The following is a 12,568-nucleotide window of genomic DNA, read 5'->3' as shown; positions in this document are numbered from 1 at the left end:
GAACCCCGGTCGTGTGATCGGCTCTCCGAGGAGAGCTACAGGGACGGCTCCGGGGTGTTCGATACGAGTTTAGGTGGCGATGTGACCTCAGTCAACGCGAGCGACTGGCCGTTCTACGAACAGCACTTCGCCGCTGCCCGCCTTCGGCACTACCTAACCGACAGCAGCGGCGACCACACCCGAGCCGTCGCGCTCTACGAGTGGAACACTGCCACCTCCGCCGCGTTCTGGGAGTCGCTGAGCTACCTCGAGGTAGCTCTGCGCAACGCCATCAACGCCCGCATGACCGTCATCCACGCCACGAAAATGCGCCCCGGTCACTGGATCTTCGACGACGCACGAGAACTCGGCCGAGACGCCCGCGGCCCCGGTCGACACAACCAGCCCTACACCGATGTCCAGACCGCCATCGACCGCGTCCGCCGCAACGGCATGCCCCTCGACCCCGGCCAGATCATCTCCGAGATCTCCTTCGGGTTCTGGCACCAGATGGTGTCCAGAGCACGTCGCGCGCTCTGGCCCGACCTCGCAGCCGCCTTTCCATACGCTCCGAACCGCAGCCAAGCCACCATCCACGACCCCACGGCGCGACTGCGCGCTCTGCGAAACCGAATCGGTCACCATCACCGCATCTGGGCGCTCGATCTGACCGCCAGGTACAACGACATCCTCGACATCACCGGCTCCATTGATCCCGACCTACGCACCTGGATCGGCGCACGCACCAGAATCCCCACCATGCTCAACAACCGCCCATAGGCCACACGGAGACCGCCGCAACTGCCGCAAGCGATCTACGCTGGCCGCGTGAACATTCAAGATGGGTCCGTCTCGTGGCAGCGCCGGCCTCGGAGACGCCAGTCCCGCTCGCGTCGCACCGGTCATGGGCCTGCCTCACCGCCGAACGGGTATAAAGCTTGCACTCGCAGTGCAGAGAGCACCTCGTGGTCACTGCCGGGGCGCATTGATGAGTCGTAGTAGCCACCGAGCTGCCGCGCTCGAAACGAAGTTGTCGGTGCTGCTGGACGCCACGCGCCGCGAACGCGACTTGACGGCCACGCGGTCAGCGGCCACCCAAACACGTGCCGGAGTGTTGATCGGCGCCGCTGGCCTCGTCGGTACCGCAGTAACAATTGAGTCCGGCTTCTCTTGGATTCCTTTACTCGGGTATTTTATTGCGGTGGGTGCCGGAATTTGGGCATTGATACCCACGGTCGGCACCGCGGTTCCCACACGAGAAATTTACGATTTGCAGGTTCTTTATCCGCTACCCGTCGACCTTCTGGAGGTAGTACTCCTACGAGAGCTGGAAGCGAATGAACAGGCTGCCGCAGTTGTCAGATTCCGTTCCATGCTTACCGTCGTCGGATTTATCGCTCTAGCGATCGGCTTCGGAGTAGCTGTTACAATTGGTGTTGCCACCTCAGTAGTTCCGATTCAGCCCGAACCCGTACAAGTCGAGATCATGGAGTAATAATGCCAAAAAATGACAAGCCCTGCCCCGAAGGACAGATCAGAACCTCGTCAGGAAACTGCGTTCCAAACCCGGGGCTTGTTAAGCGACTCGGAGAAAGCGACAAATCTCCGAGAACTGGCCAAACGGGTCCAAATAGCCACTGAGTACCACCAGCACGTCATGACCTCAACATGTGTTCAGGGGTGCGAGTGTGTGCGACGTCGCATGATGTGTTGGGCTGGTGCGTCTCGTGTTCTGGCGGTCAGTTGGAGAGACGGGTTCCCAGCTTCACCGCATGTAGCGCCCGGCGCCAACGGGTTGAGGTAGGCCGGTCCGGGACTCTCCGCGCGCAGCCGCTCGGCGGGGCCTGAACGAACTAGTGAAAGTCGGGTCAGAAAAGTCAACCTGCCACGCCTGATCTACTGATGCCGGGCGTGCGGTCGAAACCGGAATCACGGCGCCAACGTCCTCCCCGATCACCCGCGGTGCAGCGGGTGCGGGACGAGTTCCGAGGAACGACCCGTGAGGATTCGCGTGCGCAGTGTCTGAGGGACCGATGTCGGCCCAGCGGGATAGATTGGATCTTCATGCATGAGGGGGCACCATGGTGACGATTGGTCGAGATCGCGAGGAGATCGCGAACGGCGTGGTTCAGCTGCGCTTCGTTGGAGAGAGCGACGACAGCAACGAGATCGGGGCGCTCGCGCTGGCTCAGTCGCTCGAGGGTCTCGTCGAACTGACGAGGGAATTAAACTCCTCTGGAGAGTTCGGATCCGGTCCCACCCCCATACTTCGCGTTCGCCCGCCCAGCGAGGGTTCGTTCGTAATCGAAGCTCTGGTGTGGCTACAGGCAAATCCCATCACTGGCACCGGAGTTGCACTCGCCGGTGTCGCAGGGGTTGCTGGAGCCAAGCAGGTCGGCACAGCGGCCGGCAAAGCCGTCGTTGACGCAGTGTCAGTTGGTATCCGACGCCTACGAGGAGAGCAGCCCGTCGACTTCGAGAGGCTCGCGGACGGAGACGTCAAGGTGAAGTGGCCAGACGACTCGGTAAGCGAAGTCCGAAAAGAGACATGGGATAAGTTGCAGCAGATGAAGCGCCCAACGCGAAAGGCGCTCCAGAAGTTGCTAACCCCGCTGGACGGCGAGGCGTCCAAGCTTGAACTAAGGGACGCAACTGTCGACGCCAGCACTGAAGAGATCCTCAAGAAGCCGGCCGAGGCGGTGGCTCGTCGTGAAGACTACCTCGAAGCGTCTATTGAGGTCGATTCGCCGTTCGAAAACGAGCGATTCTTCGAGACGGAAGCACGGATTCGAAGTCTGGACTTCGACAACAACAAGAAGTGGCGCATAGAGACCACCGACGAGGGCAATCGTCAGGCTACTATTGAAGACACGGCTTTCCTGGCGACTCTGGACAGACCTGGCCAGGCCATCCATAAGAACGACATATTTTGGATCAAGGTACGTGAGGTTCATGCCAAGGAGCGAGGACACAACGCGACCACCGAGTGGAACGTCATCGAGGTAAGACGAACAAAGCGGGGTGAGATTAGTGACAACTCCGAAGACTCATCGCCATCGGCCGACTCTGCGTAGCCGTCGCCAATTGAGCTTCGCCATCGTTTTCGTATGCGTCGTATCGATTGCGTTGCTGATCACGGGAGCCGTAGTCGAAGGCACGCCCGCGATCCTCGTTGCGATACCCACCATCATCGGAGCGATGACCATTGCAACGATGCCTTGCATGGCCCCGAACCCGGCGGACACGATCAACCGCACCCACCCCTCCGCCAGGTAGCCGCGCTTATCGACTAGGAGCAGACCCCGCACGGTGAGCTCCTCCGCGAAACCCATACCGACCGCCACCACCACCGCATCACCGCCCGTGCACCAGCCGCTGCAGATTACTCGGACATGCTCTCGCCCGACCCCCCTCCACATCGGGACACATCAATATGCGGGCACTCGCGTATGACTGGGGTACACCCCAAAGCAACACCAGCGAGACCAAGCGACGCGCGTAGCAGTAGGGTCGCTTCTCCCCCTTTCGCTACACATCTGTGTCAAGGTCTAGGAGTGACGCAACGAACGCAGACCGTCGGCTACGTCCGAGTCAGCACGACCGACCAGAACCTCGATCGGCAAATCGAGGCGATCGGCGCCGTCGACCGGATCTTCGAAGAAAAGGTCTCCGGCGCCACCCGTACCGACCGCCCCGCCCTCGCGGACTGCATCCGCTACGTCCGAGATGGCGACCTCGTCCGAGTCGCGTCGATGGATCGCCTCGCGCGCTCGCTGCGAGATCTCCGCGACGTCGTCGACGAGATCGTCGCGAAGGGCGCCTCCGTCGAGTTCATCAAGGAACAACAGACCTACGGACCCGGCGGCGACGACGCACTTGGACAGCTCATGCTGCACCTGCTCGGCGCGTTCGCCGAGTTCGAGCGCTCCCTCATCCGAGAGCGGCAAGCCGAAGGCATCCGCATCGCGAAAGCCGCGGGGAAGTACACGGGCCGGCAACGCCGGCTCGACGCCGACCAAATCGCTGCAGCTCGAGCGGACATCACCGCCGGCATCCCGAAAGCAGCAGTGGCACGCAAGCTCGGCGTCGACCGCACCACCCTCTACCGAGCGCTGGCACTCCCCCAACCCGACGAACTCGCCACGACCGAAATCTAGAGCGACGTCAGAACGCCTGCTTGTCGAACCCCTCCGGAGCTGTGTTCATCGGGTCTGCCCACTGCAGGCCGGCGGCGACCGCGCGAGCCAAGCTCTCAAGGCCGGTACCGAAGTAGCAGTACCCGTGAGTCGTCTCGACCTGCTGGTGCGGCGGCATCACCACGAGGCGCCAGTTGAACAGCATCTTCCACACCTCGACCGTGAAGGTCTCCGTCTCCTGCAGCCGAAAGCCGTTCTCCGTCCGCACGATCCGCTCCCCCGCGAAGTCGGCCTCGGAACGCATCTGCTGCTCGAGGTCATCCAGCGCCTCGGCCCGGGTGCGCAGCATCGCCTTCTGATCCACCACTCCAGTGTCCCGATAGCCGCCCCGTCACCGGGCATTTCATCGGGCGGGTCCAACGGGACACTGCCGCCCGCGCCCGCGCGCGACGCATCCCGCTCGCCGAAGTGACGCGGTGGACGACCCCCATACGGGACGCCGCCTGCCGACGAGAGATCCGGCTCAACGGTCTCGACGACGCACTCTCGACACGCGTACAGGGATTCCAACTCCGGGCTTCGCTGGCATGTACCCGTAGTTGTCCGCCCACAGCTCCGGCTCGCTCGCGCGGTCGATCCAACGCAGCGAGTACACCCGACCCCGGACGTCGACCGAACCTCCGAGTAGTTCATCGAAGACCGACTCATCACCCAGCTCGAAACCGTCCTCGTACGGCGGGCCCACGCGCGGATGGGATTCATCGAAAGCAGGCTCATAGAAAAACGTCCACGCGATCCCCCATCGCGGATCACTCAGCTCCCGCCTCCACCACGGGCCGCTGGCCGCGAGGTGAGCACCGACCTGCACCGAGAAGTAGCCCGCTAGCTCACCCTCGAATGACGCCTCAGCGACAGCCTCGCGAAACCGCTCGAGCTCAGGACGCAACTGCGGCGAATCGCGCTTACTCGAGTGGAAGAACATTCGCTGACGGTACTGCGCCGAATACGCCACAGCCACCGGGCTGCTCAGTGGGTGACCGGCCACCCATCCCCTTTCGGGACGCGCGTGGTGGGTAGCGTCCGCCCTACTCTGACGGGATGGAACTGCGGACCGCGAAGACCCTCGGCATCCTCGCGATGGTGATCGGCACCCCAGTCGCCCTCCTCACCCACACGATCGGCTGGATCCAGACCGGCTGGGACCCGGCCGCCGTGCAGTGCCAGCACAGCGAGTACCCCGACGGGATCGACCTCTACTCCAGCCGCGTGTCGGGCGAGAAGATCCTCTACCCGCTCGGCCTGTCCTGCACCTACGCAGCCAGCGAGACCTCACCAGGCATCACCATCCGTCACTACAGGTGGGACGCCACCGCCCTCTTCACCGCAGCCGCCGCACTCGCTCTCGCGGGAACCGTCGTCGCGCTCAGAGCCGAACGCAAGCAGGAGCTCATCACCGAGTCGAAGGAAGAACGAGCGACGACATAGCGCAGCGCCCCCTCTGCCGGTCAACGATCCCGTAACGGGACGTTCCTGGCTCCAGGAGCGACAGTGACGTCACCCTCGATCTAGCGCCGGTTGCACGACGCTGATGAGAGCCAGCACGATCACCACGGCGGCGGTGACTGTTGCTGCCATGAGTGCTTGGCGAGCGGGCGAGTCGAAAAGCCCCGGCGCTTCGTCCGGCTCTAGGTCAGCGGAGTGAGCGCCCTTGGACGCAGCGGCGCGGATGGAACGGCCCTCCTGTTGCCCTTCGCGCACGCTCCTCTCAGGAGGAAGCTGGTGACGCAAGCTCGGGTAAGCCGTTGCCATGATCATGAGTGGAACGAGGACGACGAGAACGAGTGGTTCGTCCCACAAGTCGGGCCACGTGTTCAGCGACACGATCGCGACGACGACGAGCAGTAGCGCATAGGCGGATGCGTAACGCAACACCCGCGAACTGATGGACACGTGCTCAGTATGACGGCACGGCACGACCACCAGCCGACCCTATTACTGGTTAACAACCGCGGCCGAGAGGAGGGTCGCCAGACAGCAGGTGAGAAGCCTAACGATTCGATGTGGACCTGGCGCGCTCAGGAAGCAGATTCTCGGCGCAAGAGAATCTCCTGCAGGTCATGGATGCTTTGTAAGTCCGGGGCACGCCTCACCGTGTTCATGTAGGTAGCGATTACCGCGAGCGGCGCCGTAATGACGAGCAAGCCGACGGAAATCGGGGTAAGAGCCTGCGTGGAGGGGCCCCCGAAGAAAAGATTGCCCAGCAGCAGGCCTCCCGCGAGACCGGCCGCCAGACCGAAGTCAAAACTGGCCCGCGCTCGTCGACGCACTCGACGGCACACTGCCGTGATCATCTCTTCCAACTCCGCGCTCGATCGGTCATTCAGGTCCACGCGCGGAGAATACCCGCCTGAGACCTAGCGCGCTTGCCACTCGCCAGCCAGATCCTGGCATCGCTGAGCTGACGCCGCACGCGACAGCCCGGCGGGGGGCGGTGTCGCCCTGCTCTCGGCCGCGACGCACAGCGCGACTGAGATCAACACCCGCCGGCAGCGGCCCATTGAACGATCTCCATAAGGGTCGAGGCGGTGTCGGGTGGGAGACTCTGCGGTAGTTTCACGACCGAGGGTGGTCATGGTGGAAGTGCTCAAGGGCTCGAGCCTGCTCGCGTCGGGTGTTGTGATCGCCGTGATCTGCTCGCTGTTGCAGTTTCAGGCCGGCGTTCGTGCAGATTTGAATCAGACAGGGGGCCAGCTCAGCCCAGTCCTGCTCATGGGAATTCTGATCGGATTTGTCGTCTCAGCCGTCGGCGCGATTCAGCTGTTCCAGTGCTACGAACGGTGGGTCACCGCTTCCGCTAGCCGCCGTGCGAAGCCTGCGGACCTGGTTCCTCGGCGTAGGTGAGGTAGCACCGCACGACCGCGTGTCCCCCGCCACATGCGCACCGCTGGGTGCTACGTGAGACGCTGGGTGCTATGTGAGACGCTGACTGCTATGGGAATTCTTGCGAGTGTGTTTGGTGCTGGTTCCGATGAAGAGGCGGGCGCGGCGCTGTCGGGATCGGACGGTCTCGTCTGCGACATAGATCCGACCGGACTCTGGGAGCTCGAAGGCATCCTGACCTCGACACCAGCGCTCGAGGTTCCCGCGGCGCAGTACCAGCCGGTTGCGGCGACCGATGACTACGAGAGCTTCGTCATCGCAGTCAGCACCGGCCTGGGTGGCGCGCTAGACGCCGCAGGTGAGACGGGTCGTGCCGCCGCAGCGCGGCAGTGGGAGGATGCGTCGTCCGAGCTCGAGGGATGGTCACCCGAGCAGGTGCACCGCCTCGTCGAGGATCTCGCTTCGACACTCGCCTCAATCGCCGCGGCCGGTCAGCGCCCCTACCTGCGGGTGAGTGTCTGATCTGTGAACTGAGCTGAGTCAAGAAGTTACTCCGCTGGGACATCAACTAGATGAGGTGGAAGGTGCGGCGTCGGCTCAGTGCCCAGACGAGTGCGCCGGCGAGGAGCACCGCGCAGGTCAGCCCGGCGACGTGCAGGACGAGCGACGGCATTCCGTTCTCGGGGAGCAGGAAACCGTACGGCACCCACCCGTCGGTCGCTCCGCGGACGAGCACGACGACGACCCAGACGATCGGGTAGGGCAGGACCACCCACAGCCGGCGCCAGGAGAGCGGTCCGCGGTCGGCGAGGACGATCCAGTCGAGGAGGACGAGCGCGGGGAGCACCACGTGCAGGACGGCGCTGACCCAGGGCGGAGCCGTTCCGGTACCGGGAACGAGGGTGTTGTAGATCACGGCGACGACGATCGAGTAGGCCGTCGCCGCGCCGCGGACGTAGCTCAGCCACACCGGCGTCGGACGGCGGGCGAGCGCGACCGATCCGGCGACGATGAGCACCGCGCTCGCGAGGAGGCTGGTCTGGTTCGTGAAGTAGCCGAAGTAGTCGAACGGATTCGGATCGCCGGCCGCGATGCTCAAGGCGTAGGTGTGGAGGATCACCGCGATCGCCGCTGCACCGACGGCGACGCGAGCAGCGCCCACGAACGGGCGGGTCGGTGCCGGGGAACTCATCGGGTCAGCCTAAGAGCCGGTGGGCTTCTTGATGACCCGCGACAGACACTCCCCTTTCGGAACGGCGCTGCGCATTTCAGGCCGAGACGCGACCATGAGGCAACGCTAGGGCAGGCAGGGACCGCAGCGTGCACATTCAAGGCCGCGACAATGCTCAGGTGGCAGCGTGAACCAGGAGCTGGGCAGCCATGCCAGTGAGGACGATGAGCCCGACGCCCGTCCACGGGATCCACGCGCTGACCCCGCGCGGCCCGACTTTGAAGAGGAACGCCGCGATCACAGCCACGGAGACGCCGAGGGCGCCGAAGAAGCCGACCGCCATGCCCGCATCAGCCAGTCCGCGGTCGCAGGGCCTCGCGCTTGCGCACGAGTCCGTCGCGAAGCCCATTAGGACGCTGCTCACCATCGTCCACAAAGCGGCAGGTAGGAGCACGACGACACCGAGGCCGACCGCCCACCGGTTCGCTCGGTCGCTGGAGTCGTCCACGCCCGTCACCGTACGCCCTCCGAACCGACGTCGTCATAGCCCGTTCATCGGGGCGACGACGCTGTCCCTCCTCGGGTAGTCACACCGTGGTGTATAGGCTCGCAGCAGCCGGTCATCGGCTTCCCGTGAGGAGAGAGCTGTGCGCCCTGCCAGAGTGCTTGTCCTAGCCCTGAGCGCTGTGTGCGTCGCGGGAGCCGGCGCAGCGGTGATCGCCGGCCTCGCATCCTCGTCGTCGCAGAACCAGGCTATCTCGACGGCACTGATCTCAGACCTCGAGCACCGGAACGCTCAGAGCCTGGTCGAAGGATCGCCGCAGCTCACCGGCCTCGGCGTCCCGGAATCGACCTCGACGCCGGGGCGGCTTGCGGTGATCATGGAGGATGACGCCCGGCTGCGCGTTCAGCGAGACCGCTACCTCGAGCTCGGGGAGTCCTTCACGGCGTTCGAGACCGACGTGTCGCTGGACTCGGTGCAGATCACGGGCGACTCGGCCACGGTGACGTTCACCGAGAGCACGACCCTTCAGCGGAGCCCGTACGAGACCGGCGAAGCGGCTCCGGAGTACGCCTACTCGTTCCCGCAGGAGGCGACGCTGCGCCTACACGCGGGCACCTGGTCAGTCGACACCCTCACGCACGAGACGGCGCACACCCCGGCAGACTTCCCGGAAACCGTCGCACCGGACGTCTCCCCCACCAGCTGACACGGCATCACTCCCCAGGAGCATCGCCCGGACCTGACCGGTGAACGCTCGAGACGCGGAGTGGCGGTGAACTGCGCAGCAGCATCCAGCTCGGATGACGCTCGGGCAGTGCGCAGGTGGCTCCACTGTGGCGGTGCGGTCGAGAAGTGGGGATTTTGCTGACGCCGCACGCGCCAGACCGGCGGGGAGCCGTCGGTGTCGCCCTGCTCTCGGCCGCGACGCACAGCGCGGCAGAGAGCAGCACCCGCCGGCTCAGCAGCCCGCTGAACCATCCCCATATGGGACGCGACGCTGGGAACGTCGAGGAGGATGGCTGTTATGCCAGTCGTCTTCGATGGAACCGTGTGGACGCACTACTCCCAGCTGCAACTCACAACCGGCGCTGCGTCGGTTGAGGATCCTCGTGATGCGTTCGACGGACAAGAGAATGGGCTGTGCGGAGCGAGTTTGCCCGGCGCCCTCTTCATGCGGACAGGTATCCACACCGGGTACGTACAGGTTCGAGTCAGCACGTTGGACACAGCGCCTGAGCTCGGCTTGTGGGAGGAGATCGTCGAGGCGAGCTTCCAGCCCGAAGGACCGGATGCGGTGCTTAGCGGATGGTCTGGGGACTCCGCCGCGTCGTTCCAGCTCACGGCGTCCGCCTATCGGGCCCGGTGGTGCGCTTCCGGCATGGAAGAGGGCCGGCGACAAGATGTCGCCGACGAAGCGCATCCGGCGCCTGACCGGTACGCGCTGTATCTGTGGCCGGCGCCTGCCTCGGCGGACGCGGTAGTGCGGCGAACCTCGGCAATTGCCGCGTACTGGCACAACGACGCCTCTCCGCGCAGCTAGCTTCACTAGGGCGATCGCTCGTTCGGTGAACGATCTCCAGCAGCGATGCGGGTGAGAGCGGCACACCTAGACTCCTGCGCATGACTGCTTCGTCATCCGTGGACGTGTCGCGGCGCCGACGTCGTCCGGCTCGTCGCCGCCTGTCCTTCTTCGGCGTCTTGGGTGAGCTGCTGATGACCGCAGGGGTGCTCGTTCTGCTGTTCCTCGCCTGGCAGCTGTGGTGGAACGATGCGGTGATCGCAGGGCGGCAGGAAGATCAAGCGGCCGAGCTGCGCCAGAGCTGGGGCGATGACGCGCCGTCCGCGGAGGCGCCGTCCGAGCCGACCGCTGAGCCGGCCGTCCCCGGTGACCCGGTGATCGCGCCGGTCGCAGCTCTGGACACCACGTTCGGCAACCTCTACATCCCCCGGTACGGCGAGGGGTGGGTGCGCACGATCGCTGAGGGCGTCGACGCGGAGAACGTGCTCGACGTGGGCAGCATCGGCCACTACCCGGGAACGCAGATGCCCGGCGAAATGGGGAACTTCGCGATCGCGGCGCACCGCTCCGCCGCCGGCGGAGGAATGCACCTCATCGATGAGCTGCAACTAGGTGACGCGATCTACATCGAGACCGCCGACGGCTGGTACACCTATCGGTTCCGGAACCTCGAATACGTGCAGCCCTCCGAAGTGCAGGTCATCGATCCGGTCCCCTGGACGAGCGACGTCGTTCCGACGGATCGTCTGATCACGATGACGAGCTGCAATCCGCTGCTGTCGACCGCGGAGCGGATCATCGCCTACGGCGTCTTCGAGTCGTGGCAGCCCCGCTCCGCAGGAGCGCCTGCCGAACTCGCTTCTTCCCTCGCGACCTGACGTCCGGCGTCGGCGCTGGCACCGCGACGAGGGCGGCGAGCCGGTTTCATGCTGCGGCAGACGTTTGCGGGTGGGGTGGACATGTACAGGATGAACCCGCTTTCGAAGGAGCCCGTCATGACTGCCGCCCCTGACCGAGACCCCCTGGACGTCCTGCTGGATGAGTCCAGCCCCCGCACATCGACAGTGACGAACGACGTCGCTGTCGAGCTGGCCGAGCTTCAGCAGCTCGCGGCGGCAGAGGCCCGCGTCAACCGTCACCGCTGGGCGCGTCCTGCGGTCGCCGGAGTGGCGTCGCTGGTACTGCTCGGTGGCATGGCGACCGCGGCCGCCGCGGCGACGGGCGCGTGGTCGCCGTGGGCGGAGACGCCGGACGCCTCGATCACCTATTCGCTGCCCAGCGGCGTCCAGTGTGAGGAGCGCATGGGAGACGTTCAAGGGACCGATCCGGCGGCCGTCGCCGTGGTCGAGAACTTCTACCAGACGACCGACGTCGACGCCCTCCTCAGCGACGGCGCGCTCGAGGCGACCATCGCGCAGCTGCGTACCGAGGACCGATCCTTCATCAACGCTGACGGATCCCGCACGCCGGCCGGCTACGGCACCGAGTTCTACAACGCCGACCGGGAGTACTCGACCGCCGTCGGGCGCATCATCAGCAACGCTCTCGACGCCGAACTTGCTGCGCAGGACGTCGCCGTCGACGCCGCGAACCTCAGCATCGCCGGCGAGGCCCACTGCCCCGGAGCGACCTGGTGACCCGCCAGAAGTCCGATGAGGCGGAGCGACTCAGTGAGGCTCTGCGCGTCGCCTCGCCCGACCTGCTCAAGTACCTGCAACGCCGCCTCCCTCTCGAGGACGCCGCCGACGCGCTCGGGGACGTCATGCTCACCGCATGGCGCCGTGTCGGCGCCCTCCCCCGCACCGCGGAGGAGTCGAGGATGTGGCTCTTCGGCATCGCCCGGAACGTCCTCTCGAACAGCACCCGCACTTCGAACAGACGAACCGACCTCTCCGGCCGGCTCCGCGGCGTCCTCGCGACCGCTCCCACCGAAGGACGCCCCGCCGACGAAGGAGTCGACGTGCGCGACGCGATCGCCAGGCTCGCGCCAGAACAGGCCGAGCTCGTCCGCCTCATCCACTGGGACGGCTTCTCCATCACCGAAGCCGGACAACTCCTCGGCTTCCCCGCGTCCACCGCACGCACCCGCTATCAACGAGCACGAGAAGACCTGCGGTCAACCCTGGCGGCATCACCAGCACGCGACGACGACGCCAAGCCTCTTCGAGCGGTCCGCTGAAAGCGTCCCGCTGATCGATCCTCCTACGGGGCGAGGCGGTCGCGGGGTGGAACACTCTGCGGTAGCTTCACGACCGGGGGTGGTCATGGTGGAAGTGCTTAAGGGCGTGAGCCTGCTCGCGTCGGGTGTCGTGATCGCCTTCCTCTGCTCGGTGTCGGGGTTTCAGGCCGGCGTTCGTGCGGACCTGGATCAGACCGGG

18 protein-coding genes are annotated in these 12,568 nt (G+C 65.2%); 12 read left to right on the top strand and 6 right to left on the bottom strand.

The window, feature by feature from the left end; all coding sequences use genetic code 11:
- The first annotated feature begins 81 nt into the window (after nt 1-81).
- From C5B95_RS11945 to C5B95_RS11935, 4 genes are all read left to right on the top strand, one after another.
- Complete coding sequence (locus C5B95_RS11945) at nt 82-759, top strand: Abi family protein (protein ID WP_181068066.1); 678 nt, start codon at nt 82-84, stop codon at nt 757-759.
- 256 nt (nt 760-1,015) lie between these two features.
- The gene (locus C5B95_RS17210) at nt 1,016-1,474 is read left to right on the top strand and encodes a hypothetical protein (protein ID WP_146076586.1); all 459 of its coding nucleotides are present in this window, start codon (nt 1,016-1,018) and stop codon (nt 1,472-1,474) included.
- Between the two features lie 586 nt (nt 1,475-2,060).
- On the top strand, nt 2,061-3,053 hold the full coding sequence (locus tag C5B95_RS17205; RefSeq protein ID WP_146076585.1) for a hypothetical protein: 993 nt from the start codon (nt 2,061-2,063) through the stop codon (nt 3,051-3,053).
- A 480-nt stretch (nt 3,054-3,533) separates the two neighbouring features.
- Nucleotides 3,534-4,136, top strand: coding sequence for a recombinase family protein (locus tag C5B95_RS11935; protein ID WP_104336010.1), 603 nt, complete (start codon nt 3,534-3,536; stop codon nt 4,134-4,136).
- A gap of 7 nt (nt 4,137-4,143) precedes the next feature.
- Here C5B95_RS11935 and C5B95_RS11930 read toward each other — a convergent pair whose 3' ends face one another.
- Nucleotides 4,144-4,479, bottom strand: coding sequence for a hypothetical protein (locus tag C5B95_RS11930; RefSeq protein WP_146076583.1), 336 nt, complete (start codon nt 4,477-4,479; stop codon nt 4,144-4,146).
- A gap of 159 nt (nt 4,480-4,638) precedes the next feature.
- The gene (locus tag C5B95_RS11925) at nt 4,639-5,097 is read right to left on the bottom strand and encodes a hypothetical protein (protein ID WP_146076582.1); all 459 of its coding nucleotides are present in this window, start codon (nt 5,095-5,097) and stop codon (nt 4,639-4,641) included.
- A gap of 116 nt (nt 5,098-5,213) precedes the next feature.
- On the opposite strand from C5B95_RS11925, the gene C5B95_RS11920 reads away from it, so the two are divergent.
- A complete protein-coding gene (locus tag C5B95_RS11920; protein ID WP_104250056.1) occupies nt 5,214-5,600 on the top strand; it encodes a hypothetical protein in 387 nt (128 codons plus the stop codon).
- Between the two features lie 69 nt (nt 5,601-5,669).
- Here C5B95_RS11920 and C5B95_RS11915 read toward each other — a convergent pair whose 3' ends face one another.
- A complete protein-coding gene (locus tag C5B95_RS11915; RefSeq protein WP_104349253.1) occupies nt 5,670-6,065 on the bottom strand; it encodes a hypothetical protein in 396 nt (131 codons plus the stop codon).
- A gap of 125 nt (nt 6,066-6,190) precedes the next feature.
- Nucleotides 6,191-6,505 carry a hypothetical protein gene (locus tag C5B95_RS11910; protein ID WP_146076581.1) on the bottom strand — a complete coding sequence of 105 codons (315 nt, stop codon included), beginning with the start codon at nt 6,503-6,505 and terminating at the stop codon, nt 6,191-6,193.
- A gap of 241 nt (nt 6,506-6,746) precedes the next feature.
- Here C5B95_RS11910 and C5B95_RS11905 point away from each other — a divergent pair, with 241 nt between their 5' ends.
- Nucleotides 6,747-7,016 carry a hypothetical protein gene (locus C5B95_RS11905; RefSeq protein WP_104250058.1) on the top strand — a complete coding sequence of 90 codons (270 nt, stop codon included), beginning with the start codon at nt 6,747-6,749 and terminating at the stop codon, nt 7,014-7,016.
- Nucleotides 7,017-7,106: 90 nt separating this feature from the next.
- Entirely contained in the window at nt 7,107-7,517 is a 411-nt protein-coding gene (locus tag C5B95_RS11900) for a hypothetical protein (protein WP_104248174.1), read from the top strand.
- A gap of 46 nt (nt 7,518-7,563) precedes the next feature.
- On the opposite strand, the gene C5B95_RS11895 is transcribed toward C5B95_RS11900, so the two are convergent.
- Both C5B95_RS11895 and C5B95_RS11890 read right to left on the bottom strand, forming a co-directional pair.
- Nucleotides 7,564-8,187, bottom strand: a complete 624-nt coding sequence (locus C5B95_RS11895; protein WP_104250060.1) for a Pr6Pr family membrane protein — start codon at nt 8,185-8,187, stop codon at nt 7,564-7,566.
- A 154-nt stretch (nt 8,188-8,341) separates the two neighbouring features.
- Nucleotides 8,342-8,674, bottom strand: coding sequence for a hypothetical protein (locus C5B95_RS11890; RefSeq protein WP_146076580.1), 333 nt, complete (start codon nt 8,672-8,674; stop codon nt 8,342-8,344).
- 205 nt (nt 8,675-8,879) lie between these two features.
- On the opposite strand from C5B95_RS11890, the gene C5B95_RS11885 reads away from it, so the two are divergent.
- The 5 genes from C5B95_RS11885 to C5B95_RS11865 all read left to right on the top strand — a co-directional run bounded on the left by C5B95_RS11885 (nt 8,880) and on the right by C5B95_RS11865 (nt 12,369).
- A complete protein-coding gene (locus tag C5B95_RS11885) occupies nt 8,880-9,377 on the top strand; it encodes a hypothetical protein (protein ID WP_146076579.1) in 498 nt (165 codons plus the stop codon).
- A 318-nt stretch (nt 9,378-9,695) separates the two neighbouring features.
- Nucleotides 9,696-10,211 (top strand): hypothetical protein, encoded by a 516-nt coding sequence (locus tag C5B95_RS11880; protein ID WP_104234405.1) that lies wholly within the window; start codon nt 9,696-9,698, stop codon nt 10,209-10,211.
- Between the two features lie 80 nt (nt 10,212-10,291).
- Nucleotides 10,292-11,068: a class E sortase gene (locus C5B95_RS11875; protein WP_104277483.1), complete on the top strand. Its 777-nt coding sequence runs from the start codon at nt 10,292-10,294 to the stop codon at nt 11,066-11,068.
- A 117-nt stretch (nt 11,069-11,185) separates the two neighbouring features.
- Nucleotides 11,186-11,827, top strand: coding sequence for a hypothetical protein (locus C5B95_RS11870; RefSeq protein WP_146076578.1), 642 nt, complete (start codon nt 11,186-11,188; stop codon nt 11,825-11,827).
- Nucleotides 11,824-12,369: an RNA polymerase sigma factor gene (locus C5B95_RS11865; RefSeq protein WP_104336190.1), complete on the top strand. Its 546-nt coding sequence runs from the start codon at nt 11,824-11,826 to the stop codon at nt 12,367-12,369. Before C5B95_RS11870 ends, C5B95_RS11865 begins: the two co-directional genes overlap by 4 nt.
- Nucleotides 12,370-12,568: the final 199 nt, after the last annotated feature.

It is taken from the genome of Rathayibacter sp. AY1A7 (genome assembly GCF_002930845.1).
In the GTDB taxonomy this organism is placed as follows: domain Bacteria; phylum Actinomycetota; class Actinomycetes; order Actinomycetales; family Microbacteriaceae; genus Rathayibacter.
The sequence above is the reverse complement of the archived record's forward strand: the minus strand, read 5'-3'. Positions and strand labels throughout refer to the sequence as shown.